21 protein-coding genes are annotated in these 26,383 nt (G+C 70.1%); 6 read left to right on the top strand and 15 right to left on the bottom strand.

The annotated features are described in order from the left end of the window. The first annotated feature begins 62 nt into the window (after nucleotides 1-62). A complete protein-coding gene (locus V5E28_RS21985; protein WP_336208888.1) occupies nucleotides 63-1,643 on the top strand; it encodes an OmpA family protein in 1,581 nt (526 codons plus the stop codon). A 79-nt stretch (nucleotides 1,644-1,722) separates the two neighbouring features. Here V5E28_RS21985 and V5E28_RS21990 read toward each other — a convergent pair whose 3' ends face one another. The 3 genes from V5E28_RS21990 to V5E28_RS22000 all read right to left on the bottom strand — a co-directional run bounded on the left by V5E28_RS21990 (nucleotide 1,723) and on the right by V5E28_RS22000 (nucleotide 5,517). Further along, complete coding sequence (locus tag V5E28_RS21990) at nucleotides 1,723-2,208, bottom strand: hypothetical protein (protein WP_336208889.1); 486 nt, start codon at nucleotides 2,206-2,208, stop codon at nucleotides 1,723-1,725. A gap of 160 nt (nucleotides 2,209-2,368) precedes the next feature. Next, the gene (locus tag V5E28_RS21995; protein WP_336208890.1) at nucleotides 2,369-3,550 is read right to left on the bottom strand and encodes a hypothetical protein; all 1,182 of its coding nucleotides are present in this window, start codon (nucleotides 3,548-3,550) and stop codon (nucleotides 2,369-2,371) included. A 131-nt stretch (nucleotides 3,551-3,681) separates the two neighbouring features. After that, nucleotides 3,682-5,517, bottom strand: coding sequence for an AMP-dependent synthetase/ligase (locus tag V5E28_RS22000; protein ID WP_336208891.1), 1,836 nt, complete (start codon nucleotides 5,515-5,517; stop codon nucleotides 3,682-3,684). A gap of 137 nt (nucleotides 5,518-5,654) precedes the next feature. Here V5E28_RS22000 and V5E28_RS22005 point away from each other — a divergent pair, with 137 nt between their 5' ends. Together V5E28_RS22005 and V5E28_RS22010 are read left to right on the top strand one after the other, a co-directional pair. After that, nucleotides 5,655-7,145 (top strand): peptide MFS transporter, encoded by a 1,491-nt coding sequence (locus V5E28_RS22005; protein ID WP_336208892.1) that lies wholly within the window; start codon nucleotides 5,655-5,657, stop codon nucleotides 7,143-7,145. Nucleotides 7,146-7,156: 11 nt separating this feature from the next. After that, nucleotides 7,157-7,765: a trimeric intracellular cation channel family protein gene (locus V5E28_RS22010; RefSeq protein ID WP_336208893.1), complete on the top strand. Its 609-nt coding sequence runs from the start codon at nucleotides 7,157-7,159 to the stop codon at nucleotides 7,763-7,765. 4 nt (nucleotides 7,766-7,769) lie between these two features. Here the strand turns inward: V5E28_RS22010 and yczR are convergent, their stop codons facing one another. Then, on the bottom strand, nucleotides 7,770-9,200 hold the full coding sequence (gene yczR, locus V5E28_RS22015; RefSeq protein WP_336208894.1) for a MocR-like transcription factor YczR: 1,431 nt from the start codon (nucleotides 9,198-9,200) through the stop codon (nucleotides 7,770-7,772). A gap of 63 nt (nucleotides 9,201-9,263) precedes the next feature. Between yczR and yczE the strand changes: the two genes are divergently transcribed. Both yczE and V5E28_RS22025 read left to right on the top strand, forming a co-directional pair. Next, on the top strand, nucleotides 9,264-9,866 hold the full coding sequence (gene yczE, locus V5E28_RS22020) for a membrane protein YczE (RefSeq protein WP_336208895.1): 603 nt from the start codon (nucleotides 9,264-9,266) through the stop codon (nucleotides 9,864-9,866). A gap of 114 nt (nucleotides 9,867-9,980) precedes the next feature. After that, the gene (locus V5E28_RS22025) at nucleotides 9,981-11,744 is read left to right on the top strand and encodes a glycoside hydrolase family 15 protein (RefSeq protein WP_336208896.1); all 1,764 of its coding nucleotides are present in this window, start codon (nucleotides 9,981-9,983) and stop codon (nucleotides 11,742-11,744) included. On the opposite strand, the gene V5E28_RS22030 is transcribed toward V5E28_RS22025, so the two are convergent. Continuing rightward, nucleotides 11,741-12,607, bottom strand: coding sequence for a hypothetical protein (locus V5E28_RS22030; RefSeq protein WP_336208897.1), 867 nt, complete (start codon nucleotides 12,605-12,607; stop codon nucleotides 11,741-11,743). The genes V5E28_RS22025 and V5E28_RS22030 overlap by 4 nt on opposite strands. Nucleotides 12,608-12,648: 41 nt before the next feature. Beyond that, entirely contained in the window at nucleotides 12,649-13,542 is an 894-nt protein-coding gene (locus V5E28_RS22035) for a S66 peptidase family protein (protein WP_336208898.1), read from the bottom strand. Nucleotides 13,543-13,693: 151 nt separating this feature from the next. On the opposite strand from V5E28_RS22035, the gene V5E28_RS22040 reads away from it, so the two are divergent. Beyond that, entirely contained in the window at nucleotides 13,694-14,578 is an 885-nt protein-coding gene (locus tag V5E28_RS22040) for a sulfotransferase family protein (protein ID WP_336208899.1), read from the top strand. Here the strand turns inward: V5E28_RS22040 and V5E28_RS22045 are convergent. The 9 genes from V5E28_RS22045 to V5E28_RS22085 all read right to left on the bottom strand — a co-directional run bounded on the left by V5E28_RS22045 (nucleotide 14,550) and on the right by V5E28_RS22085 (nucleotide 26,358). Beyond that, complete coding sequence (locus V5E28_RS22045; RefSeq protein ID WP_336209000.1) at nucleotides 14,550-16,439, bottom strand: ABC transporter ATP-binding protein; 1,890 nt, start codon at nucleotides 16,437-16,439, stop codon at nucleotides 14,550-14,552. The genes V5E28_RS22040 and V5E28_RS22045 overlap by 29 nt on opposite strands. Nucleotides 16,440-16,543: 104 nt before the next feature. Then, nucleotides 16,544-17,377: an enoyl-CoA hydratase/isomerase family protein gene (locus V5E28_RS22050; RefSeq protein ID WP_336208900.1), complete on the bottom strand. Its 834-nt coding sequence runs from the start codon at nucleotides 17,375-17,377 to the stop codon at nucleotides 16,544-16,546. Nucleotides 17,378-17,495: 118 nt separating this feature from the next. Beyond that, nucleotides 17,496-17,711 carry a helix-turn-helix domain-containing protein gene (locus V5E28_RS22055; protein WP_020547488.1) on the bottom strand — a complete coding sequence of 72 codons (216 nt, stop codon included), beginning with the start codon at nucleotides 17,709-17,711 and terminating at the stop codon, nucleotides 17,496-17,498. Nucleotides 17,712-17,824: 113 nt separating this feature from the next. Next, nucleotides 17,825-19,423: an ABC-F family ATP-binding cassette domain-containing protein gene (locus V5E28_RS22060; protein WP_336208901.1), complete on the bottom strand. Its 1,599-nt coding sequence runs from the start codon at nucleotides 19,421-19,423 to the stop codon at nucleotides 17,825-17,827. Between the two features lie 218 nt (nucleotides 19,424-19,641). Beyond that, complete coding sequence (locus V5E28_RS22065; protein WP_336208902.1) at nucleotides 19,642-22,248, bottom strand: exo-rhamnogalacturonan lyase family protein; 2,607 nt, start codon at nucleotides 22,246-22,248, stop codon at nucleotides 19,642-19,644. Between the two features lie 64 nt (nucleotides 22,249-22,312). Beyond that, nucleotides 22,313-23,203: a carbohydrate ABC transporter permease gene (locus V5E28_RS22070; protein ID WP_336208903.1), complete on the bottom strand. Its 891-nt coding sequence runs from the start codon at nucleotides 23,201-23,203 to the stop codon at nucleotides 22,313-22,315. An 11-nt stretch (nucleotides 23,204-23,214) separates the two neighbouring features. Next, nucleotides 23,215-24,189, bottom strand: a complete 975-nt coding sequence (locus tag V5E28_RS22075; RefSeq protein WP_336208904.1) for an ABC transporter permease — start codon at nucleotides 24,187-24,189, stop codon at nucleotides 23,215-23,217. Nucleotides 24,190-24,244: 55 nt separating this feature from the next. Further along, entirely contained in the window at nucleotides 24,245-25,735 is a 1,491-nt protein-coding gene (locus V5E28_RS22080) for an extracellular solute-binding protein (RefSeq protein WP_336208905.1), read from the bottom strand. A 50-nt stretch (nucleotides 25,736-25,785) separates the two neighbouring features. Next, nucleotides 25,786-26,358, bottom strand: coding sequence for a YesL family protein (locus V5E28_RS22085; RefSeq protein ID WP_336208906.1), 573 nt, complete (start codon nucleotides 26,356-26,358; stop codon nucleotides 25,786-25,788). Between the last annotated feature and the right edge of the window lie 25 nt (nucleotides 26,359-26,383).

Below are 26,383 nucleotides of genomic sequence, written 5' to 3' on the forward strand. Positions count from 1 at the left end.
GAAATTTCAGCACTATAGGGACAAAAAGACACAGACCTAAGAAGTACGACATCATCGGTCAGGTGAATTATCGGATCCCTGTTGCGCTCGTCGCCCTGCTCGCGGCGTCGGCTTGCGGACTCACGCCGGAAGCCGCACCACGCCCAGAGCCGTCCTCCGCTTCTTCCGCCCCGGCTGAGCCGACCGCCTCCCCCACCGCCAGCGCCTCCGCCAGCGCCTCCGGTGCGGACGACCGGCCCGCGCTGGCGGAGACGCGAAGCACGATGACCCCCGATCTCAAGGTCGAGGTCGTCGGGCTCAACCGGGTCAAGGGAAAGCACCTGGTCGCGCAGGTGAGGCTCAGCCACACGGGCACCGGCGAGCACATCCCCTGGACCGGCGAGATGGGCGACAACACCCGCCCGCTGGGCGAGATCCGGTGGGCGTCGGGCATCGGCGTGCTCGACGCCGGAGCCCGCAGCTGGATCCTGCCGTACAAACCCGCCGACTTCCCCTGCCTCTGCAGCGACCAGGACCGCGACGACCTCGGCTACTTCATCGACGCCGGCCAGTCGATCACCCTGTACGCGGTCCTGCCGGCCCCCTCCGGCAACCCCGCCACGACCACCGTCGTCACCCCTGTCGGCCCGCCCATGCTGAACGTGCCGATCAGCGACGAGCCGCCCGTCACGCCGCCCGGCCTGGACATCCCCGACCCCGACGCCGAACCCGTGACCACCGTCACGCGCCGCCTGGTGACGCCGTCGGAGTCCCTGGACAAGTCCGAGGAGACCGCCGACGACGGCGAGAACCTCCGGGTCAGCCTCTCCTCGGACGTGCTGTTCGCGGTCGACAAGGCGACGCTCACCGCCGGGACGCGGGCGGTCCTGGCGCGCACCGCCAAGCTGATCGACTCGTCGGCCGGCCCGGCCGTGCGGGTGGAGGGGCATGCCGACTCCTCCGGCACCGACGCCATCAACGACCCGCTGTCGCAACGGCGCGCCCAGGCCGTGCGCAAGGCGCTGGCGTCGCTGGTCACCAGGCAGGGCGTCACCTTCCAGGCCAAGGGGTACGGCTCCCGCCGCCCGCTCTACTCCAACGACAGCGACGAGGGCAAGCGGCGCAACCGCCGGGTCACGGTCACCTTCGCCAAGCCGCAGCCCGCCGAGACCGCGGAGACCGCGGAGACCGCGGAGACCCCGCAGACCTCGGAGACGCCGGCCACGTCCGGCCTGACGGGCACCGCCAGGGCGGACGGGCAGCCGATCTCCATGGAGGTGACCGGCCTGCGCAGGCTGCCCGGCGGCCTGGGCCTGCTGACCTACAACGTCACGAACGAGGGCGACGCCGAGGCCTGGTTCAACGAGTTGCACCAGGCCGAGGACTGGATGTCGTTCAAGTACCAGGCGGCGACCAACGTCAGGCTCACCGACCCGGCCGCCAAGCGCCTGTATCTGCCCGGCAGGCTCGAGGTCCCCGCCGACGACGGCGGCGTCGACTCCTACTGCGCCTGCACCGGCCTCGCCGGCGTGCGCCTGTCCACCGAGAAGTTCGGGCCGGGCCAGTCCAGGCAGTTCTACAACCTGTTCGAGCTGCCCGCGGACGCCTCGACGCTCAACGTGAAGATCGCCACCTTCCGGGAGCTCCAGGTCCCCGTGGGGTGACTCCCCGGGACGCCGAACGCCCGGCCCTCGCAGAGGACCGGGCGTTCGCTGCCCGTGGCGGTGACCGACGGGCCGGAGGCTAGCGGTGGTGGTGGTGGCGGCCGATGACCTTCACCCAGTCGGTGGCCTCGGAGGGCTCCAGATCGTGGGAGCCCTGGAAGACCGCGCGCCAGGTGCCGGACCGGTAGGCCGGGACCTTGGTGTGGAAGTAGCCGTCGCGCTGAGTCTTCACCGACTCGACGTACTCCCACTTTCCGCTGCCGGCCGGCTGGAAGAGGATGACGATCCGCTTCCAGCCGAGGCGGTGCCAGCTCCCCTCCTTGCAGTGGTTCGCGTGGTGCACCGAGACGAAGCCGCTGATGTAGTCCTCGTCGCACTGCACCGACAGCTTGCCCTCGACCGTCAACGGCTTGCCGCGCCAGGCGGGCTCAGGGTTGACGTCGAGCTGCAGGCGGGTGTTGCCGCCGTCGTTGCCCGGATCGGCCAGAGCCGGCGCGGCCGCACCCGCGAGCACCGTGGCGCCCAAGGCGGCCGCCGCCACTCCGGCGGCGAGACGTCGCATCATGAACGAAACTTCCTTCCCCGTTTGGGACGCACACCGATCAGAGTGCGTCAACGCCAATGACGCGTAAGGGTAAAGAGAAGTTGTAGAAAGCTTGATCACGATTTGACAACGACAATTCCGGCAGCGCACTTTATGCAGTTAGAAGCGGCGCTTTTGGGTGTTATCGGTTGACTTGGTGAATACGTGAGGCAGATGAGGCGTAGTGGCCGGTCCCCAGGTAGCGGACGCGCCAGTAGCCGCCGGTCCGGTTGGCGACCGTGTGCTCGAAGGCTCCGGCGGCCCCGGTAGTGGCCTCCGCGACCCGCTCCCAACTGCCCGACTGCTCCTGCCGCCAGAAGATCTCCACGCGTTGCCTGGCGAACGGCGCGAAACCGGTCCGGCCGCGCGGGTCCACCCTGTTCAGCGAGCCGCTCAGCCGCACGCCCTGCGCGCCACCGGCCTTGGCCACCTGTACGGCCGACAGCTTGCTCTCCCGCTTGAGCTGGAACGACGCGTACGCGGTCACGCTCGTCCCGTCCGGCCCCTTGGCGGTCGCGGTGACGGTCCAGGTCCCCGCCGGGTAGAACCGGGTCAGCGCCTTGTCGGGCAGGAACCTCCAGGTCTGCCACCCACCGGTCATCCGCATCGGGCTGGGCACCACCCGCCAGTTCAGCGGCGCCGGAGCGCCCTGCGCCGGCGGCCGCACTCCCTGCGCGGTCGCGCCGGAGGGCCGCGTCCCCTGCGCCGCGTGCCGAGGCGGCACGGCGGGCCCGCCCGGCATCACGGCCATGGTGCTGGGAGCCGCCGAGTCACGGGTGTTCACGCCCGGCGCGGCCGCACCCCTGTCCCGCGGGCGCTTCTTGCCCGGGGCCGGAGGCGCCCACGTGGGCGACTCCGTGCGCCGCCACCTGCCCGGCTTCTCGTCCGGAGCGGCCGGCGACCAGTCCTCCCACGTGTCGGACGACCGGTCCAGCGAGTCGACTGACCAGTCGTCCCAGGTGTCGTCGGTCTGCTCGTCCGATGGGTCCGTGGGCCATTCCTCCCAGTCGTCGCCGGAAGACGGTGGCGACGACGGTGGCGTGGACGGTGGCGCGGACTGATCCGGTGCGGGGCCCGGCGAGGGGCTGACGACCGAGCCGGGTGGCGCCCCCGGCTCGACCTTGACGCTCACCCCGTCACGCCTTCTCACCCCCTTGGCGACCACGTCGATCACCAGGCGAACGGAGTTCCCGGTCCCGACGACAGGGGCCGCCGGCCGTACGTTGATCTCCCGGATGGCGAGCTCGGTCGCAGCGGAGGACGCAGGTATGGGCACCGTGAGCGCCCCCGCCGCGAGCGAGACGAGAAGAAGGCTTCTGGTCATGATCAAGACGGTAGGAACCGTCCGGTAATGACCAGGACCACGACACACGCCCCGGATGGCAAAAACCGGCCCAGCGTCGCGACCTCCTCCGGCCGCCGCCCCTCGATCCGGTGAGCGGCGGCGGCCCGGGGTCAGCCGGCGTAGAGCCCTTCGATGAGCTCGGCGTATCTGGCGTGCACGACGCGCCTCTTCAGCTTCAGGCTGGGCGTCAGCTCCTCGGTCTCGACCGTCCACTCGGTGCCGAGCAGCGCCCACCGCTTGACCTGCTGGACCCTGGCGAGCTTGGCGTTGGCCGTCTCCACGGCCGCCTCCACCTCCTTGAGCACGTCCGGGTGCTCGGCCAGCTCCACGAGCGAGCTGTAGGCGATGCCGCGCGACTGCGCCCAGCCGGGCGCGACCTCGCCGTCGAGGGTGAGCACGGCCACCGGGTAGGGCTGGTTGTCGCCGTAGGCGAGGGCCTGGCCGATGAGCTGGTGCTCCTTGAGGTGGTTCTCGATCTCGGCCGGGGAGATGTTCTCGCCGCCGGCCGTGATGATCAGCTCCTTCTTGCGGTCCACGACCCGGTAGAAGCCGTCCTCGTCCACGGTGCCGATGTCGCCGGTGTGCAGCCAGCCGTCGGCGTCGAGCAGCTCGGCGGTGGCCTCCGGCCGGTTGAGGTAGCCGGAGGTGTTGAGCGGGCTGCGGGTGAGGATCTCGCCGTCGTCGGCGATGCGGACCTCGACGCCGGGCTCGGCCCTGCCGACGGTGCCGAGCCGGTAGCAGGTGGGGCTGTTGCCGGTGAACGCGCCCGTCGTCTCGGTCATGCCGTAGACGTCGATGACCTTCAGCCCGAGCCCGGCGTAGAAGTGCTGGACCTCGGCGGCGAGCGGCGCGGCGCCGGTGGCGGTCCACTGGGCGCGGTCGAAGCCGATCATGCCGCGGATGATCGACAGCAGCGAGCTGTCGGCCTGGTCGTAGGCGGCCTGGATCTCGGGGGTGACGGTGCCGCCCCACTGCCCGGCCTCGATGTAGGCGGCTCCCGCGGCCATCGCCTGCCGTACGGCCTCCTGCTGCTCGGCGGGCTGGGTGGCGAGGACGGCGTGCAGGCGGGCCATCATCTTCTCCCACACGCGCGGCACACCGAAGAACAGCACCGGCTTGACCTGCCCGAGCGTCGCGCCGAGGTTGGCCAGGTCGGTGCAGAAGTGCACGTGCGAGACCTTGACCAGCGGCACGTAGAGGCTGAGGACCCGTTCGGCGATGTGCGCGTAGGTCAGGTAGGAGATCTGGGTGCCCTGGACCGGCAGCTGGGTCAGCCTGTCGGTGGACTCGACCTCGTAGAAGACGTTGGCGTGGCTGAGCGGGACGCCCTTGGGCATGCCGGTCGTGCCGGAGGTGTAGAGGACGGTCGCGACGTCGTCGGCCGTGACGGCCCGCCACCTGTCCTCGACCACGGCCGGGTCTTCGGCGAGCCGGGCACGGCCCAGGTCGAGGAAGTCCTGCCAGGACATGAACCGGTCGCCCTCCGGCGCACCCTCCAACATGATGATCTTACGCAGGCCGGGCAGCCGCTCCAGTGCGGGCTCCCACCGGGCGAGCTCGGCGGGCCCGCCGACCACGGCGAACCTGGCGCCCACGTCGCCGGCGACGAACGCGACCTGGTCCGGCGCGAAGGTCGAGTAGACGGTGCAGCCCACGCCGCCCGCGTGCACGGCGCCGAGGTCCGCCAGGACGTGCTCGCTCCTGTTGACCATCATCAACGCCACCGACTCGCCCGGCTCCAGGCCGAGGGCGGCGAAGGCGGCGGCGATCTCCAGCACCCGCACGCGCGCCTCTGCGTAGGTGAGCGTGGTCCAGCCGCCCTCCACCGGGTCGGAGTAGGCAGGGGCGTCAGGGTAACGCTCCGCGACCTGCCTGAGCTGCTCGCAGACGGTGCGGCCGGCTGTCGACCGCTCGATCTCCGCCCGGACTCCGAGGACATCGGCCATGGCATCCGCCTCCAGTCAGTAATCACTTGCACAGTTGGGATGCATCGCACCACAACGCGGGGACAGCGGCAAGAGCCCAGCGCTTCCGTCACGTACAGTGATGATTCACATGCGTGACGTGTTCATGGAGGGCTCCGATGAGTAACGGCGGCAGGACGTTCTTCGGTCACCCCTGGGCCCTGGCGACGCTGTTCGGCACCGAGATGTGGGAGCGGTTCAGCTGGTACGGCCTGCGCGCCATCCTGGCCACGTTCATGGTGGCCTCCCCCGCCAACCAGGGGCTGGGCATGACGGAGGAGACCGCCCAGGCGGTCGTCGGCGTCTACGGCGCGCTGATCTATCTGGTGGCGCTGCCCGGCGGATGGATCGCCGACCGGATACTCGGCCCGCGCAGGTCGGTGTTCTGGGGCGGCTTCGTCATCATGTGCGGCCACATCAGCATGGCCATCCCGGTGACCACGCCGTTCTTCGTCTGGACGGGCCTGCTGCTGATCATCGTCGGCACCGGCCTGCTCAAGCCGAACATCTCCGTCATGGTGGGCAAGCTCTATCCCGAGGAGGACGACGCTCGCAGGGACGCCGGCTTCTCCCTGTTCTACCTGGGCATCAACCTCGGCGCCTTCTTCGCGCCGATCGTGGTGGGCTGGCTGGCCGCCGGCGACCGGTGGCACCTGGGCTTCGGCGCGGCGGCGGTCGGCATGGCGCTGGGCCTGCTGCAGTACGCGTGGGGCGGTCGCAGGAGCCTGCGGGGCATCGGCGAGCGTCCGGGCGTGCCGCTCGCGCCGCACGAGCTGCGCCGTGTCGTCCTCGTGGTCTCGGTGGCGGTGGTGGTGACCGCGATCGCGCTGGCCGTCTGGGCGGCGACGGGCACCTTCACCCTCAGCCGGTTCACGGTGGTGATGACGGTCGTGATCCTGGCGGTGCCCGTCCTCTACTTCGGCTACATCATGCTCGGCAGCCACAACCTGAGCGAGGACGAGCGCGCGCGGATGAAGGCCTACATCTGGTTGTTCGTGGCCGCCGCGATCTTCTGGATGATCTACGACCTGGCGCCGAGCAAGCTGCTGTTCTTCGCCCAGAACAACACCGACCTGTCCCTGTTCGGCATTCCGATCCAGGCGGCGACCACACAGTCGTTCAACCCGCTGTTCATCATGATCTTCGTGCCGGTCTTCGCGGCGCTCTGGGTCAAGCTCGGCACGCGGGTGAGCACGCCGCAGAAGTTCGCCTTCGCGCTGGTCATGGTGGGGCTGAGCTTCGTGGTCATGGCGCTCGCCGCCGCCCTGGCCGAGAGCGGCCGGGTCTCGGTCTGGTGGCTGGTGCTGGTCTACCTGGTCCAGGTCTTCGGGGAGCTGTCGCTCAGCCCCGTCGGGCTCTCGGTCACCACGAAGCTGGCTCCCCAGGCGTTCAAGGGGCAGATGCTCGGCCTCTGGTTCATCGCGGTGTCGGTGGGCGACGCGGTCGGCGGGCAGACCGGCAGGCTCGGCAACGTCATGTCCCAGCCGGCCTACTACCTGCTGCTGGCCGCGATGGCGATCGTCGCCGGGCTGGCGCTGTTCATGTTCACCCGCAGGCTGCGGGGGCTGATGGCCGAGCACCATGTCCCCGAGACGCCGCCGATCCGGTAGACATTGCAGGCGTGGCTGAACTTCTCGATCTCGTGGGCATCTTCGTCTTCGCCCTGTCGGGCGCGCTCATGGGCGTGCGCAAGCGGCTCGACGTGGTCGGGATGGCGGTGCTGGCCGAGATCACCGCGCTGGGCGGCGGCATCGTCCGCGACCTGGTGCTCAACGTGCGGCCCGCGGCGTTCCAGAGCCTCGGCTATGTGCTGGTGCCGGTGGCGGCCACGGTCGTGGTCTTCTTCTTCCACCCCCACGTGGCCAGGGTGATGCCCGCCATCCTGGTGTTCGACGCCGCGGGCCTGGGCCTGTTCTGCGCGGTCGGCACGGCCAAGGCGCTGGAGTACGGCCTGTCCCCGCTGCACGCGACACTCCTCGGCGTCACCACGGCGGTGGGCGGCGGCATGCTCCGCGACATCCTGGCCGGCGAGATCCCCACACTGCTGTACGACCGGCAGCTCTACGCGGTGCCCGCCCTGGTGGGCTCGGCGGCGCTGGCCGCCCTCTCGGTTTCCGGCGTGTACGGCTGGCCAGCCACCCTGGCCGCCGCCGTGCTCGCCTTCGGCCTGCGCATCGCCGCGATGCGGCTCAACTGGCGGGCCCCGCTGGCCAGGGGCGTCGGCGAGTGACCGGTCAGACCGTCGGGCTGAGCGAGTCCGGCTGCGGGACGGAGCCGATCCGGCCGCGCCGCCGGGCCGTCGCGATGCGGGCCACCGCCTCCCGCAGCACCTGGGGCGACTGCGTGTACGGCAGGCGCAGATAACCCTCCAGCGTGCCCTCCAGGCCGAACCACGGCCCGGGCGCGAGCCGTACACCGTGACAGGCGGCCGCTTCGGCCAGGGAGACCGCGGAGCCGGTGTCGAGCCGGACCCACAGCGTGCCGCCGCCGCGCGGCACCGCGAACTCCCACGCGGGCAGGCGCTCGCGCAGCGCCGCGACGAGCGCGTCGCGTGAGGCGCGCAGCGTGCGGCGGCGCTCGGCCCTGGTCTCTTCGAGCCGGTCGAACAGCCGGGCCACGACGAGCTGCTCCAGCACCGGGCTGGCGATGTCCATGGCCGCCCGGTGCAGGGCCATGCGGCGGGCCAGCGCCGCCGTGGTGCGGATCCAGCCGATGCGCAGCCCGCCCCACCACAGTTTGGACGCCGAGCCGATGCTGATCACCCGGCTGTCGGTGTCGTGGGCGGCCATGGGGACGGTGCCGGGCACCTCCTCCAGCTCCAGCTCGGACCAGGTCTCGTCGACGAGCAGGACGGTGTCGGCCCGCCTGGCCGCCGCGGTGACGGCGGCGCGGGTGGCGTCGTCCATGAACGCGCCGGTCGGGTTCTGGAAGTCGGGCATCAGGTAGGCCAGGCGGGCCGCGGACTGCCGCATGGCCGAGGTGACCAGCTCGACCTGCCAGCCTTCGTGGGAGATGCCGACGGGCACGATCCTGGCGCCCCGCAGGCGGACCGCGTCGAGGGCGTGCGGGTAGGTGGGCGACTCGACCAGCACCGCGTCGCCGGGGCCGGTCAGCACGCCGAGGACGATCTGGATGGCGTGCTGGGAGCCGGTGGTGACCAGGATCTGCTCCGGCCTCGTGGCCAGGCCTCGCGCGGTGTGGTAGGCGGCGATCCGCTCCCGCAGGACGGGCAGGCCCAGTGTGTGATAGCCGTTGCCCATCGCGTACCGCGGCACGTCGTCGACCGCCTCCGCCATCGCCTCGAGCAGCGCGGACGGCGCCGCGGGGGCGGCGGCGTGCATCTGGATCAGGCCTTCGCCGTCCACGGTGAGCCACGGGTTGTCGGAGGTCACGGCCGGGTCGGGCAGCGCGGTCCAGCTTCCCGAGCCCTGCCGGCTCTCCAGGTAGCCGCGCTCGCGCAGCAGGTCGTAGGCGGAGGTCACGGTGGTGCGGCTGACCTGGAGGGTCTCGGCGAGGTGGCGCTCGGCGGGCATCCGCACCCGCACCGGGATCTGCCCGTCGAGGACCAGCGTGCGCACGGCGTCGGCGAGCGCGCGGTAGTAGGGCCGCACGCCGGGGCTGACGTCGACGAGCCGGGCGACCTGGTTGGCGGACAAATGCCTCATAAGGCCACTTTTCTCGATTGGCTCTGTTTTGGCAAACGCTGACCATGCCACCGTGGGTCCATCATGAGTGAAGCGACAATCCCCGCTGTCAGCCCGTTGCCCGGCCGCCTGGCCCGCCTCTACGGCGGCCTGGCGCTCTACGGCACCGGCATCGGCCTGCAGGTGGAGTCCGGGCAGGGCAACGGCCCCTGGGACGTCTTCCACCAGGGCATCGCCTTCTGGACCGGCCTGTCGATCGGGACCGTCATCATCATGGTCGGCGCCCTGGTGATGCTGGCCTGGATCCCGCTGAGGCAGCGGCCCGGCCTCGGCACGATCAGCAACGTCATCTTCGTCGGCCTGTTCGCCGACGCCGCCATCCACCTGGTCCCCGCCCCCGCCCACCCGGTGCTGGGCTGGCTGTACGTGGCACTCGGCGTGACGTCGATCGCGCTGGCCACCGTGCTCTACATCAGCGCCGGCATGGGCGCCGGGCCGCGCGACGGCGTCATGACCGGCCTGGTCCGGATGGGCCTGTCGGTACGGCTGAGCCGCTTCCTCATCGAGATCACCGTGCTGTTCGCCGGCTGGCTGCTCGGCGGCACCGCCGGCCTCGGCACGCTGGCGTTCGCGCTGGCGGTAGGCCCGCTGACCCAGTTGTTCAGCCGCTGGTTCCCGCTGAAGTGAGTCCCGTCTCCTCGCGGGCATGACACAGACCTGATCACGCGGCCGGAGGCGGCCATGACGCGACATGATCGAACCCGGCCGCGTGATCACCCCTTCGCCGAGTAGCGTCGTGTCATGCGGATCGAGGACTACGCGCTCATCGGTGACATGCAGTCGGCGGCACTCGTGGCCAGGGACGGCTCCATCGACTGGCTCTGCCTGCCCAGGTTCGACTCCCCCGCCTGTTTCGCGGCCCTGCTCGGCGACGACCGCAACGGCCACTGGTGGCTGGGCCCCAGCGGCCGGCGGCCCGCCACGCGCCGCCGTTACCGGCCCGACACGCTCATCCTGGAAAGCGAGTGGGACACCCCCACCGGCACCGTCCGGGTGATCGACTTCATGCCTCCGCGCGACGTCAACCCGGACGTGGTGCGCATCGTGGAGGGCGTCTCCGGCACCGTCGAGATGTCCACGCAGCTGCGGATCCGCTTCGACTACGGCAGGATCGTGCCCTGGATCCGCCGCTCCGAGGGCCACCTGCAGGCGGTCGGCGGCCCCGACTCGGTCTGGCTGCACTCCCCCATCCCGCTCAAGGGCGGCGACTACGCGCACGTGGCCAAGTTCGAGGTGAAGGCCGGGCAGCGGCTGTCTTTCGTCTTCACCTGGCATCCGTCGCACGAGCCGATGCCGCGCCAGATCCACGGTGAGACCCAGCTCGCCGAGACCGAGGAGATGTGGCGCGACTGGGTCGGCACGTGCAGCCACAGCGGCCCGTGGCGCGAGGCCGTGGTGCGCTCGCTGATCACGCTGAAGGCCCTCACCTACTCCCCCACCGGCGGGATCGTGGCCGCGCCCACCACCTCCCTGCCCGAGGACCTCGGCGGGGTGCGCAACTGGGACTACCGCTTCTGCTGGCTGCGCGACGCCACGATGACGCTCGACGCGCTGATCGGCAACGGCTATCTGGAGGAGGCCGCCGCCTGGCGGGCGTGGCTGCTGCGCGCGATCGCCGGCCGGCCGCAGGACCTGCAGATCATGTACGGCGTCGCGGGCGAGCGGAGGCTGCCCGAGCTGGAGCTCGACTGGCTGGAGGGCTACGAGCGCTCCCGCCCGGTCAGGATCGGCAACCAGGCGGTCGACCAGCTCCAGCTCGACGTCTACGGCGAGGTGATGAGCTGCCTCTTCCTGGCGCGGACCTCGGGCCTGGGCGCCGACGACCGCGCCTGGGCCATCCAGCGCGAGCTGCTCAACTACGTGGAGGAGCACTGGGACGAGCCGGACGAGGGCCTGTGGGAGGTGCGCGGCCCGCGCAGGCACTTCGTGCACTCCAAGATGATGTGCTGGGTGGCGCTCGACCGGGCGGTCAAGTACGTGGAGCGGTTCGGCAGGACCGGCCCCGTCGACCGGTGGAAGGCGCTGCGCGAGACCATCCACGCCGAGATCTGCGACAAGGGCTTCGACCCCCAGCGCAACACCTTCACCCAGTCCTACGGCTCACACGAGCTGGACGCGGCGCTGCTGCTGATGCCGATGCTGGGCTTCCTGCCGACGGACGACCCGCGGGTGACCGGCACCGTGACGGCCATCGAGAAGGAGCTGATGTCCGACGGGTTCGTGCTGCGCTACCCGGTGGCGGCCGACAACGACGTCGACGGCCTGCCGGGCGGCGAGGGCGCCTTCCTGGCGTGCAGCTTCTGGCTGGTCGAGGTGATGGCCATGCAGGGGCGCAAGGACGAGGCCGAGGAGCTGTTCAAGCGGCTGCTGTCCCTGCGCAACGACCTCGGGCTGCTCGCGGAGGAGTACGACCCGCGTTACGGCAGGCTGGTCGGCAACTTCCCGCAGGCGTTCTCGCACGTCCCGCTGATCCACGCGGCGCGCGCGCTGACGAAGCGGGCCTAGGCGGCCAGCCGGGCCAGCACCCTGGCGAACTCCGGCGGCGGGGCCACGACCAGGCGCGTCTGGCCCTGCTGCAGCACGAGGTCGGCCCTGATGAGCGTCAGCCGCCCGTCGTGCCACCAGTAGACCTGGGGGCTGAGCCCGCCGGTGCGGGCCGCGTGCACGCGCAGCCGCTCGATGGCGCGCACCACGCCGATCCCGTACACCGGGTACACGAGCAGCGTGTAGGGGTCGGGCAGGACGACCAGGGCGCCGTCGGCGGGGACCGCCAGATGGTCCTCCAGCCAGCGCAGGTGCGTGGCCGCGGCCGGGCTGCGCCCGGTCAGGCGCGTCACCGGGGTGCCGGACAGGTCGATGGACTCCACCGAGAGCTTCTCGTCCAGCCTGACGTTGGAGACGGCCAGCTCGATCGCCTGCGCGGTGGCCAGCGGCCAGCAGCCGGCCTCCTCGGGCCGGACCGGGCGGGAGCCCACGGTGAGCAGCTCCACCAGGTCGCCGTTGAGGTGGCGGCCCACCACCCTGGTCAGGTCGTCGACCTCGTCCACCGCCTCGACGCGGATCCGCAGCAGCGGTCTGACCTGGTCCAGGTCGCACACGTCGAGCAGCTCGTCGGCGGCCGCCACGGCGTGCGCCAGATGCTCGGAGACCAGCATCGGCCAGTCCTCCCTGGGCCGCCGGCCCGCCTCGCGGCGCAGCCCGGTGAGCCTGACCCGGATCTCCCTGCCGCCGCCGAGCGTCATCGACCCCCGGTCGGCGGAGAAGGAGCAGGTGTGGCCGAGGGAGTCGGCGACGAGCGCCAGCAACGAGTCGAGGTCGTCGTCTTCGAAGCGGCGCGAGGGCTCCCGGTCACGTTTGAATAGATTCACGCGCCGTGTCCCTCTCTGTCGGCTTCGTCCCTATGTGTGTCCTACCCTGCCTGCTCCTCGTTCCAGAACGGGCCAGACAGCGAGCACGATTCGGTATCGATAACCCCAAGAGCCCCAAGCCACACACTCATCTGTGGAGACCCGTGACCAATGGGAAGCCCGGCCAGGACCGGCACTCCGAGCGGCAGCAGCCGGTCGCGGAGCACCGGGTAGGGGTCGCCGCAGTCGACCCATGAGCCGAGCGCGATCCCCCGCACCCCCGCGAACGCCCCGGACTGCAGGAGCTGGGTGAGCATGCGGTCGACGCGGTAGGGCTCCTCGCCGATGTCCTCCAGCAGCGCGAGCTTGCCCGCGAACGACGGCTGGTAGCGGGTGCCGCAGAGCGAGGCCAGCAGCGACAGGTTGCCGCCGGCGAGCACGCCGGTGGCGCGGCCGGGCGCCAGCACCTGGCTGCCGGCGACCGGGGCCGGCGCGCCGAACAGCGCGGCTTGCAGGTGGTCCCAGGTCGCGGGCTCCGGACGCTGCTCGGCGGCGATGAGCATGTTGCCGGGCATCGGGCCGTGCAGCGTGGCCACCCCCAGCTCCGCCGCGAACGCCTGGTGCAGGGCGGTGATGTCACTGGAGCCGATGAGGATCTTCGGCCCGGCGGCCCGCATGAGATTCCAGTCGAGCAGGTCGAGCACCCTGGCCGCGCCGTAGCCGCCCCGAGCGCAGAACACCGCGCTGACGGCCGGATCGCACCAGGCCGCCTGCAGGTCGGCGGCGCGCACGGCGTCGGAGCCCGCCAGATAGGCCAGATCCTGCCGGTCGAGCACGTGCGGGCCGACGACCACCTTGAGTCCGAGCCCTTCAAGACGCTCGACGCCACGCCTGAGCAGGATGGCGTCCGCCGGGCCCGACGGTGAGACGACGGCGACGGTGTCACCTTGCTGCATCGATCAACTCCATGGCGAGTGGGGTGGTCCTTCTCGATCGGCTGCGCGACCCGATCGGCGAAGGCATCGTACGGCCTGCGCGGGCGTCGCCCACGACCGGCCCGGCGCGTGGCTCGCCCATCTGCAAAACGGTGCCACACTTACCTGACGTATGCGACTTCCGCCCCACATCCTCGTGGTCAACGGCATCAAGGTCCGCAGGCCGGTCTTCCTGCTCGGTGCTCCGCACTCCGGCGCGGACCTGCTCGCCCGCGCCCTGAAACGCGCGCCGGGCTTCCATGTGACGATGGGCCGCGCCTGCGTGGCCCATGTGGTCTACGCCTTCGCCCGCAGGCCGTCGATCGGCCGCACCTCGGGCGCGGTCCGCGTGCTACGTGACGCGCTCGCCGAGTCGTGGCAGGTGCTGGGCGGCACCTGCGGGCTGTGCTCCGAGCCGTGCCGGGAGGCGGGCGGCGTGACCGGCGCCGGCCCGTGCGTGTCGACGGGCGAGGTGACCAGGTTCGGCGACGCCAGCCCCGACCTCATCTACAGCGCGCCGGTGCTGCTCGAGGCGTTCCCGGACGCGCGGTTCGTGCAGCTCATCCGCGACGGCCGGGACGTGACCGCGGACATGCTCGACGACCCGGCCTGCCTGGCCTGGTTCAAGCCGGTGATGCTGCCGGAGGACACCGAGTTCCCCAACGCCTTCCTCGGCGTCAACCGCGACGAGCACCGGGACAGGTGGAAGACCATGCCCGTGGCGGGCAAGAGCGCGCTGCGCTGGCGCAGCGCGGTGCGCCTTAGCGCCACCCTGCGCCAGGAGCTGCCCGACGACCAGCTGCTCACCCTGCGCTTCGAGGACCTGGTGCACGAGCCCGCCCGGTCGGTGGCGACGCTGACGGAGTTTCTGGAGACGCGGGTGTCCAAGATCGCCCTCTACGGCGCGCGTGTCCCCGAGGTCGGCTCCTGGCGCACCCGGCTCCGCCGCGAGGACGTGGAGCTGGTGGAGAAGGTGGCCAGGCAGGAGCTCACTCGGCTGGGCTACCTGAAGAGCTGAACTGGGTGCGGTAGAGCTCGGCGTAGAGGCCGCTGCGCTCCAGCAGCTCCTCGTGGCGGCCCCGCTCGGCGATGCGCCCGTCGTGCACCACCAGGATCTCGTCGGCCTCCCTGATCGTCGACAGCCGGTGCGCGATCACCAGCGAGGTGCGGCCCTGCAGCGCGCTCTTGAGCGCCTGTTGCACGGCCGCCTCCGACTCCGAGTCCAGGTGCGCGGTGGCCTCGTCGAGGACGACCACGCGCGGCGCCTTCAGCAGCAGCCTGGCCAGCGCCAGGCGCTGCTTCTCGCCGCCGGACAGCCGGTAGCCGCGGTCGCCGACCACCGTGTCGAGCTGGTCGGGCAGCGCCTCGACCAGCTCGCCGATCTGGGCGGCACGCAGCGCCGCCCACATCTCCTCCTCGCTCGCCTCCGGACGGGCGTAGCGCAGGTTGGCGCCGATCGTGTCGTGGAAGAGGTGGGCGTCCTGCATCACCACGCCCACGGTGTCGCGCAGCGAGGCGAGGGTGGCCTCGCGCACGTCGAGCCCGTTGATCCGGACCGAGCCCTCGCTGACGTCGTAGAGCCGCGAGACCAGCGAGGTGATCGTGGTCTTGCCCGCGCCGGAGTGGCCCACCAGGGCGATGAGCGAGCCGGGCGCGGCCGTGAACGACACGCCCTGGAGCACCGGCTGCGCCGGGCCGCCGGTCTCCTGCCTGGCGACCGACTCCAGCGAGGCCAGCGACACCTCCTCGGCGGAGGGATAGGTGAAGCGCACGTCGTCGAACTCGATCGTGACGGGCCCGGCGGGCACGGGCCGGGCGTCCGGCCGCTGCGACACCATCGGCTTGAGGTCGAGGATCTCGAAGACCCGGTCGAAGCTGACCAGGGCGGTCATCACGTCGACATGCACGTTGGACAGCGAGGTCAGCGGCCCGTAGAGGCGCATCAGCAGGGCGGCCAGCGCCACCAGCGTGCCCAGCTCGAACACGTCGCCGACGGCCAGCACCCCGCCGACGCCGTAGACCAGCGCGGTCGCCAGCGCCGCGACGAGGCCGAGCGCGACCCGGAAGACGGTGGCGTACATCCCGACCGTCACGCCCACGTCCCGTACCCGGGCCGCCCGCTCCTCGAAGATCCGCGCGTCGTCCTCGGGCCTGCCGTAGAGCTTGGCCACCATCGCGCCGGCCACGTTGAACCGCTCGGTGGTGACCGAGCTCATCTCGGCGTCGAGCTGCATCTGCTCGCGGGTCAGCGCCGACATGCGCCGGCCCACCCACTTGGCCGGGCCGATGAAGATCGGCAGCAGCACCAGCGCGATCAGCGTGACCTGCCACGACAGCACCAGCATCGCGCCGAGCACCAGGACGAGGCTGACCACGTTGGACACCACGGACGACAGCGTGCTGGTCAGCGCCCGCTGGGCGCCGATCACGTCGGTGTTGAGGCGGGAGACCAGCGCGCCGGTCTGCGCGCGCATGAAGAACGCCACCGGCATCCGCTGGACGTGGTCGAACACCTCGGTGCGCAGGTCGTAGATCAGCCCCTCGCCGATGCGCGCGGAGAACCAGCGCTGCACCAGCGTCAGCGCGGCGTCGACCAGCGCGAGCGTCGCGATCGCCACGGCCAGCCCGATCACGACCTCGCTCCGCTTGGCCAGGATGCCGTCGTCGATGATCGCCTTCATCAGCAGCGGGTTGGCGACCACGATGACGGCTCCCGCCACCACGAGCAGCAGGAACGCCACGATCTGCTTGGTATAGGGCCTGGCGTAGTGGGCGATCCGTCTGACCGTGCCGGGCGCGATCCGCTGTTTCGTCACCGAGCCGTCGCGGCGCAGCGAGGCCCACACGCTCGGGCCGAAGCCACCGCCCATCATCGCCATCAAGGGAGTCCCTCCTCCCTCAGCAGAGCGTCACCGGGCTGTCCGACGATTCCCGTCTCAGCTCAAGGCGAAACTCCCGGCATGCCGGCCCGATCCACTCCGGCTCAGGCACCTCCACCGAACAGCGCCTTCAGGCGCTCGGCCTGCTCGGCCCCCTCCGCGGCTCGCTGCTCCTCCAGGGTGCGCCCCTGCGCACCCTGGAGGAGTCGCTTCGTCGCCGCCGCCGCGTCCCGGTTGGTCGACAGCAGCTGCGCGGTCTTGTCCTGTACGGCCTTCGCCAGGTCCCCCCGGGCGACCACTCGCTCGGCCAGGCCGATGCGCAAGGCTTCGTCCGCCTCCACCACCCTGGCCGTCAGGCAGATGTCGATCGCCTTGGCCAGGCCTACCAGCTCGACCAGCGGCTTGGTGCCGGTCAGATCGGGCACCAGCCCCAGTGCGGGCTCCTTCATGCAGAACTTGACGTCGTCGGCCACGATCCGCAGGTCACAGGCGAGCGCGAGCTGGAATCCCGCGCCGATCGCGTGCCCCTGCACGGCCGCGATGGAAACGATCTCTGGGCGGCGTAGCCACAGGAATCCCCGCTGGGCCTGCTCGAGCCGCTCCTCGAACGATGCGTTGTCGAGCCGCGCCGCCGAGCTGAACGAGCCCTGACCGGGCACTCCCTCAGGTGTGAACATACGTAGGTCTATCCCTGCCGAGAAGGACGGTCCCTCACCGTTCACCACGACCACACGCACCTGCTCCGGCAGGCTTTCGCCGATGCGAGCCAGGGCCGACCAGGTCGCGAACGTCTGGGCGTTTCGCTTGTCCGGCCGATCCAGCGTGATCGTAGCGATCTCACCGTCCACCTCGAAGCGCAGTCCGATCTCCGCCAATCGTGCGGCAGAGACGTCCTCCGCGTACCCCCCGCGCTGATGTTGCGCCTTCGCTTCCGACATCGCCCGCTCCCTCTTCCGCTGACCGTCGCGCCCGAGTTTACAGAATATGATTCTGGCCCGGGCGCGACGGCGGCTGACTAGGGACGAGCGGCTGCGGTCGCGCGTTCCGAGGCGGCCGTCAGCGCTTGGACTTGCCTCGGGTCGCCCCGCCGCGCCCGCGCAGAGTCACACCGGACTCGCTCAGGATGCGGTGGATGAACCCGTAGGACCGACCGGTAGAAGCTGCCAGGGCGCGGATGCTCTCGCCCGCGGCGTAGCGCTTCTTGAGATCACCAGCCAGCTTCTCACGATCGGCCCCGGTGACCCGGGTGCCCTTCTTCAGTGTCTCGGCCACGAGTACCTCCTGTAGTGCCGGACTTCCGCAGCGTTACTCCGCCATGATCAGTCATTTCAGCGGGATCGGCTACCTACTCCACGGGAAAAGATCCGTACCCACCCAAATTAAGATCAGGCAAGTGCCACAAGATCGGAAAATTCCTCGCTCCACGCGTCTTCAGTTCCGTCAGGCAGCAAGATCACCCTATCCGGTGAAAGGGCGTCAACGGCACCCTCGTCATGGGTAACTAGGACGATCGCTCCTGAATACGACCTCAGAGCGGTGAGAACCTGCTCCCGGCTGACCGGATCGAGGTTGTTGGTTGGCTCGTCGAGCAGCAGCACATTGGCACTGGAGAGCACCAGGATGGCCAGCGCGAGGCGGGTCTTCTCGCCTCCGGAGAGCACTCCGGCGGGCTTGTCGACGTCGTCGCCGCTGAAAAGGAAGGACCCCAGGACCTTGCGCAGCTCCGTGTCAGTGAACGTTCCGCCTGCCGAACGCATGTTCTCCAGGAGGGTTCTGTCGCTGTCGAGCGTCTCGTGCTCCTGGGCGTAATAGCCGATCTTCAGGCCGTGGCCGGGCTTGATCGCGCCCGTGTCGGGCTGCTCGATCCCGCCGAGCAGCCGCAGCAGCGTGGTCTTGCCGGCGCCGTTGAGCCCGAGGATGACGACCCTGTGACCTCGGTCGATGGCCACGTCGACATCGGTGAAGACCTCCAGGGACCCGTAGGTCTTCGACAGGCCCTCTCCCGTGAGAGGGGTGCGCCCGCAGGGCTGAGGCTCCGGAAAGCGCAGCTTGGCGACCTTGTCGCCCTTGCGCTCCTCCTCGGTGCCGGACAGCAACCGGTGCGCGCGGCGCATCATGTCCTGGGCCGCCTTGGCCTTGGTGGCCTTGGCCCGCATCTTGTCGGCCTGCGCGAGCAGCGCGCCCGCCTGCTTCTCGGCGTTGGCCCGCTCGCGCTTGCGGCGCTTCTCGTCGGTCTCGCGCTGCGCCAGATAGGTCTTCCAGCCGACGTTGTAGTGATCGACCATGGCTCTGTTGGCGTCGAGGTGCAGAACCTTGTTGACCGTCGCTTCAAGAAGCTGGACGTCGTGGCTGATGATCACCAAGCCGCCCTGATGAGATCGCAAAAAATCACGAAGCCACCCGATTGAGTCCGCATCTAGGTGGTTTGTCGGCTCATCCAGAAGGAGAGTTTCCGCGCCGCTGAAAAGAATTCGCGCCAATTCAACGCGCCTGCGCTGGCCGCCTGAAAGCGTTTTCAGCGGCTGCCCCAGCACCCGGTCCGGCAGGCCCAGACTGGAGGCGATGGAGGCGGCCTCCGACTCGGCCGCGTAGCCGCCGAGCACGTGCATCTGGTCTTCCAGCCGGCCGTACTGCCTGACGGCCTTCTCGCGGGTGCGCTCGTCGGCCGACGACATACCGCCCTCGGCCTCGCGCAGCTTGCGCAGCACCTCGTCCAGTCCGCGAGCGGACAGGATGCGGTCGCGGGCCAGCACCTCCAGGTCGCCGGTACGCGGGTCCTGGGGCAGGTAGCCGACGCTGCCGGTCACGGTGACGGTGCCGGCGGCGGGCAGGGCCTCGCCCGCCAGCACCTTGGTCAGCGTCGTCTTGCCCGCGCCGTTGCGGCCCACCAGGCCGATCTTGTCGCCGGGGTTGACGCGGAAGGAGGCGCTCTCGATGAGCAACCGCGAGCCCGCACGCAGTTCGATGTCAGTAGCAATGATCATGGTTGAGGAAACACTCCCGAGGTAGGAAACGAGGGATTGGGCGTGCGACGCCAGTCAATCGGGAGTGTGCATACCGATCAGTGTAGGCCCCGGATCGGGGGCCCCACCTCTGCTTAAACGTCCCGCGGAGCCCGGCGAAGATCACCGGGCCCCGCTGGTCAGACCCTGGCAGGCGCTCTAGGGACAACGCCCGGAGCGGCCCGCTGATTTCCCGCGGCTCACTCGCGCGGCAGGTGCTCGCCGATCAGCGCCAGGTTCTGGATCGCGGCCAGGGCGTACTGCGCGGCGTCGTTGGTGCTGACGTACGGCGCCTCCAGGACGGGGGCGAGCACGTGCGGACCTTCGACGGCCGTCAGGCGCCAGTCCGGCTCGCGCTGCAGCGGGTTGCGGTTGAGCTGGTCGCCCTCGTCGAGGAAGAACTTCCGCCAGGCCAGGGCCGCCAGCTCGGCGTCGCCCGAACGGGCGGCGGCGTGGGCGGCCAGGCGACTGTGCGCCTGGACCAGCGAGATGCCGCTCAGCGGGTGCCCCAGCTCGGCCGCCTGCTGCTCGGGAGAGGCCAGGTAGAGCCGGCAGTAGTGCAGCCAGGCCCGCTCGAAGCCGGGCACGCCGAGGTCCAGGGCGATCAGCTCGGCGCACACCTCCGGCAGGCCGAAGACGGCCGACAGGTGCGAGACGGCGATGGCGTCCTTGGAGCGGTCGAACCGGCCGGTGGCCAGGTCGAGACGGGCCTCGCCGGTCAGGAAACCCCGCGGCAGCGCGCCGATGTCCGCCATCGTGCCCAGCAGCCGATCCCGGGCCCGCTCGTCGCCGTACCTCTCCCACCGGGTCAGCCAGGCGGCGGCGAGCGCCCCCCAGTCGGCGCCGAGCCCGACCGACAGGGCGGACGGGTCCGGCGTGTAGACGTCCTCGCGCACCTTGCGCAGAGGGTCGATCGCGACGAACGTCTCCTCGGGGACGGCCAGCTCGTCGAGCAGGTCGCCGGTGCGCTCGTCGGCGGTCAGGTAGTAGAACACGCGGCGGTAGGCGGCGTTGGAGATGCGCAGCTGCTTGCAGCTGCACCCCCAGTGCTGCACGTTGTGCCTGCTGCCCAGGCCCTTCCAGCGGCCGAGGTGATAGACGTCGACCTCGCCGGTGTGACGGGTCATGGCCTCGGCGAAGCGGAAGACGTCGGCCCTGCCGGTGCGCAGATACTGATACCAGAGCCACAGGTCCGGCGACAGCTCGGAGTTGTCCCAGGCGTAACCGCCGACGTCGTAGCGCCAGGTGTGCCGGTCGGAGTCGTAGGTGTGCATCACGTCGCCGTAGTCCCAGAACCCGTACCACCTGCGCTGTTCCCGCTCGCGCAGGTAGAACTCGAGCAGGAAGTCCAGGCGGTCCTCGATCTCGGCGCGCGCCGGGGTGGAGCGGTCGGGCAGCGCCCAGTCGCCGAACACGCCCGCCGCACGCACCCGCTCCGGCGACGCGGCCAGCAGCGCGGGCTCGTTCATCGCGGCCGCGTGCGCCGCCAGCGCCGCGGCCGGCGGGGTGGCGTCGTGGACGCGCAGGACGAGCTCGTGGGTGCGGGCGATCCCGTGAGGATCCGCGAAGCCGGGCTCGTAGTCCTCGTAGGTGATCTCCAGCCCTTCGAGCTGCTCGGCGAAGGTGTCCTGGCCCAGGCCGTCGTGGTAGAAGCGCAGGTCCATGGCGGGCGCTGACGGGGACCAGAGCCAGATGGTGGCGGTGGCCAGCTCGGTGGCGGCGTTCCTCACGTCGAGGCGGGCCGGGTGCAGCCGCCAGAAGTCGCGCAGGCCGAAGCCCAGGCCGCCGCTGACGCCGCCGACGTAGCCGTATCCCGCCGAGCGGGTGCCCGAGGGGATCGTCACCCACGCGTGCCCGGCCGCCGTCCGCTTGCGCAGGGTGAAGCCGTCGGCGGAGCCCTGGTCGAGCGTGTAGTCGTTCCAGGCGGGGATCAGATGCAGGCGGCCGGCCACCTCCGGGTCGGCGACGGGCCCGCACGGCCTGCCCTCCACCTGCGCCCGCCGCACCCGCTCCCCGGGGTCGCGGCGCAGGCCGGTCAGCCCGCGCACCGCCTCGGTGAGGAACCCGTCCCGCCCGGCCAGACGCACGTGGCGGTCGTGCGGCTCGTCCCGCATCACCACGTCGGCCCGCAGTCCGAGCCCGGCCAGGAAGTCGCGGCCGGGGTCGCCGTCCCAGACGAAGGAGTGGACGACACGCACGTCCTCGGCGCCGGCGTAGAAGTACAGGCGCACGCTGAACGGGAGCCGGTCGCCGTGCCGGCCCTCCAGCCGGACCACGGCCCGCACCGGCCCGTCCTGCTCGACCGTGACGCGCGCGATCTGGCCCGTGACCTGCTCGCGGCTGACCGTGCCGCCCTCGTCGGGGGTGGGCCCGTCCTGGTGCAGGCTGACCAGCCGGACGTCCCTGACCACCTCGCGGCCACCGTGGTGGACCGAGCGGGCCAGCGTGTCCCCCGACTCCTCGATCGTCCAGGTGACCGCTCCGGTGCCGACCCGCAGCAGGCCGCCTTCGCGGGCGACGGTGACGGGCGCCTGCGGCGTCGCCGGCTCGCGCCCCGGCTCCAGCCGGTACGGCGCGTGCCCGGCCGGGTCGCCGGAACCGGCCGCGGGCGGGCCGATCGCGTGCGCCGACCACTTGACCGAGCCGTCCGGCCAGGTCGCGGTCACCCAGCTCTGCACAGGCACCTCGCGGCCGTCCGGGCCGGTCAGCGCGTACGGCGCGGCCCGCTCGACGGCGCCGCGCGGCCACGGCACTCCCCAGGTCACGCCCTGCTCGCCCGGCCGGTCCAGCCAGCGCAGTGTCGTCATCACATCTCCTCGCGGCCGCTGGGCGACCTCCTGGTCAGGTACGGGCACGGCGGTCAAGCGGGCCTCACTCCTTCACCGAACCGATCAGCACGCCCTTGGCGAAGTGCTTCTGCAGGAACGGGTAGAACAGCAGGATCGGCAGCGTCGCGATGACGATCACCGCGAACTTGAGCCCCTGCTCCGGCGGGACCCACGTCTGGTCGACCTGGCCGAGCGTGTTGGCCGCGTCCGAGCTGGTGAACTGCCGCACCAGCATCTGCAGCGTCCACTTGCGCGAGTCGTCGATGTACAGCAGCGGCGACATGTAGTCGTTCCAGATACCCACCGCGTAGAACAGCGAGAACGTCGCGATGATCGGCTTGGACAGCGGCAGCACGATCTTGAAGAAGACGCCCATCTCGTTGCAGCCGTCGATCCGCGCCGCCTCCTCCAGGGCCTGCGGCAGCTCCTGGAAGAAGCTCTTGACGATGATCAGGTAGAACGGGTTGATCGCCAGCGGCAGGATCAGCGCCCAGTAGCTGTCGAGCAGCCCGAGGTCGCGCACCACCAGATAGGTGGGGATCATGCCGCCGCCGAAGACCAGCGTGAAGATGACCAGGTTCAGCACCAGCGTCCGCCCGGGCAGGTAACGCTTGGCCAGCGGATAGGCCATGGTGAAGGTGAGCAGCACCTGCACCGCCGTGCCCACGACCGTCACCAGGACGGTCGTGATCAGGCTCCGGACGAAGGTGTCGGTGGAGAAGATGTACGCGTAGGTCTCGGTGACGAACTTCTCCGGCCACAGGAAGAACGGCCGCGAGGCGATCTCCGCCTCACCCGCGAACGACCCCGCCAGGACGTACAGCAGCGGCAGGATCGTGATCAGGCCCAGGGCCACCAGCAGAAGGACGTTGAGCGCGTCGAACAGGCGACTGCCGAGGGAGTCGTAGTGCTTGACCGACTGGTTGGTCGACATGCCGGGGCTCCTTAGAACAGTCCACGCTGGCCGAGGCGCTTGGCCAGCCAGTTGGAGCCGAAGATCAGGACGACACCGGCCAGGCCCTTGAACAGGCCGACGGCGGTGGAGTAGCTGAAGGCGCCCTGGGTGATGCCGATGTAGTAGACGTAGGTGTCGAACACGTCGGCCACGGAGCGGTTCAGCGAGTTGGTCAGCAGCCAGATCTGCTCGAACCCGGAGTCGAGCAGGTTGCCGGACATGAGGATGGCCATGACCACGACCGTGGGGCGGATCGCGGGCAGGGTGACGTGCCAGAGCTGGCGCCAGCGCCCGGCGCCGTCCATGCGGGCGGCCTCGTACAGGTTGGGGTCCACGCCCGCCAGCGCGGCAAGATAGATGATCGTCCCCCAGCCGGACGTCTTCCACAGCAGCTGCATGATGACCAGCGGCCGGAACCAGTCCGGCTGGGCCACGTAGTCGACCTTGGGACCGCCCTGCAGGTCGTGGACGAAGGTGGCGATCACCCCGAAGTCCACGGAGAACAGCAGGTACGTCAGGGAGGCGACGATCGTCCAGGACAGGAAGTGCGGGATGTAGATCGCCGACTGGATGAATCGCTTCAGCACGCCGAGCCGCAGCTCGTTCAGCATCAGCGCGACGATGATCGGGGCCGGGAAGACGAAGACCGCCGTCAGGAACGCCAGGAACAGGGTGTTGAAGAGCAGCCGGCCGAAGTCGGGACCGGTGAACAGGTCCTCGAAGTGCTTGAGCCCGACCCAGGGGCTGCCCGAATAGCCGAGGAAGGGGACGAAGTCCTGGAACGCGATGGTGACGCCGTACATCGGCAGATACTTGAAGATCGCGAAGTAGGCGACGCCGGGCACGAGCATCAGGTAGAGCCAGCGGTAGCGCAGCAGCGCCGAGCGCAGTCCCACCCTTTCGGGACGGCGGCGCCCACGCCTGGTGGCGGCATTCGCGGGAGGCGGCGCCAGGTCGGTGGCCACAGCGGCCTCCTTTCGTAGCAGGGGCCCGGGTGTCACCGGGCCCCTGAGAGGCCGGTCAGCTGCCGAGCTTGGAGTGCAGGTCGTTGATCTCGGCCGCGACCTGGGTGCCGCCGCTGTCGTACCAGCGCTTGATCTCGGCCTTGAGCTGCTCCTCGGTGATGTCGCCGGCCAGGAACTTGATCCGGGCGTCGGTGACGATCGGGTCGAGCGTCGCGCCCTTGCTCACGTAGGTGGGCGAGACCACCGCGAGGGTCGGGTCGTGCACGGCCGTCTGCAGGTCGAGCTCCGTGAGCTCCTTGCGCAGCCTGAGGTTCTCCCGCTCGGCCTCACTGTTGGGCATGGCGTCGTAGACGCCCATGCCGACGGTGGCCCTGGTGCCGAGCTGGATGAAGGCGAAGTCGAGGTCGTTCTCCAGAACCTTGATCTTCGGGTCCTCCTGGTTGATCGGCACCGCGAAGTTGTTCTCGAGCTTGAAGTTGCGCCCCTCGATCCCGTTGCTGAGCAGGATCTGGCCAGGGTCGCCGGCGAGCGTGTCCAGGACCTTCAGCACCTGGTCGAGCTGCTCCTCGGTCTGCACGCTCTGCTTGGAGATGGCCAGGAAGCCGTTGTAGCCGGTGAACGGGTGGGAGAACTTCTGGCCGTCGGGACGCGAGAGGTTGCCGAACATGCCGAGCTTGTCCTCGTAGCCCTCCGGGTCCTTCTCCTTGAGCAGCGTGTACAGCTCGGTGGCGCGCACGTTGACGTCGATGATCATGCCGCCCTTGCCCTGGACGAACGGGTCGTTCCACTTGCCCGCGTCGAGGGTGGCGAAGTCCGGGTTGACCAGGCCCTCGTCGACCATCCTCTTGACGTACTTGGTCGCGGCGACGAACTCCTCGGTGTCGAAGGCGGGCACCAGCTTGCCGCCCCGCTCACCCCAGCCGTTCGGCGCGCCGAACCAGGTCTCGATCACGTTGTACGGGCTGGAGCTGGCGTAGACGGGGGTGGGCCACTTCGGCAGGATCAGGCCGTAGGTGTCCTTCTTGCCGTTGCCGTCGGGGTCCTTCTCGGTGAACGCCTTGGCCACCTCGTAGAGGTCGTCGGTGGTCTTGGGCATCTCCAGGCCGACGTTCTTCAGCCAGTCCTTGCGGATGACCACCGCCGAGCGCAGCAGCGGACGGACCCGGTAGATGCCGTAGACCTTGCCGTTGATCGAGGAGTTGAGCTGGGTCTGCTCGGACTCGGGCTTGAGGTTCGGGTACTTGTCCAGCTTGCCGGTCAGGTCCCAGAACGCCCCCGCCTGGGCGGCCTGGACGAACGACGGCACCTTGCCCTGGACGACCATGACCTGCGGGATGCTGTCGGAGGCGAGCGTGACGTTCGTCTTGTCGCTGTAGTCGGCGTTGGGCACCCAGGTGATCTTGAGCTTCTTGCCCAGGAGCTTCTCGACGGCCTGGTGCATCTCGCCCTGAGGGTCGGGCGCGGTGCCGAACAGCGGGACCATCATGGTCAGCGTGTCGCTGTCGCTCTGGCTCGGTTCGCCGCCCGAGCAGGCAGAGGCGAGCAAGGCGGTCGTTAGCGTTAACACACCGGCGACGAGCCGGCGACGGGATGCGCTCATGAGTTCCCTTTCGGATGCAGGCGCGCCTCGTTCTCCTGGAAGAAGCGCTGGCAGAGCCACGTGTTGAGAGAGATCCAGGCACCGACGCTGATCACCGGAGCGAGGAAGGGAGCCGCCGCGGTCGCGAAGGCGATGGCCGAGAGCACGAACAGCATCAGCACGGACGCGGCTGGACGCGTCAGCGCCAGCAGCGACGCCTTCGGAAGGTAGGCCCGCAACGGCAGGTCGTAGTGCGCGTAGAGCGGGCCCAGGTAGGTCCCCACGCCGGCCAGCGCGAGGAGCGCCACGAAGGTCGCCATCCGCAGCGCTCCCGAGCCGGGGCCGAGAGCGGAGAGGTAGAGGTAGTTGCCGAACAGGACGGTGGCGAGTGCCGCCACCGGCAGGATCAGCAGCGAGCCGCGGACGAATTCACGCCGGTAGACGTGCCAGAATTCGGTCCAGGCGTGAATCGATTCACCCCGAGCATGCCGCCTGGCCAGCGTGTACGCGGCTACAGTGGCCGGCCCGAGTCCGAAAAGCACGCCGCCGGCGAGCGTGAACACGATCCAGAGCAGGTTCAGTTGTGCCATCCAGACCACCTCTGAGCAGGCGGTA

Origin of the sequence: Nonomuraea sp. LPB2021202275-12-8 (assembly GCF_037044575.1) — a bacterium.
Classification (GTDB): domain Bacteria; phylum Actinomycetota; class Actinomycetes; order Streptosporangiales; family Streptosporangiaceae; genus Nonomuraea.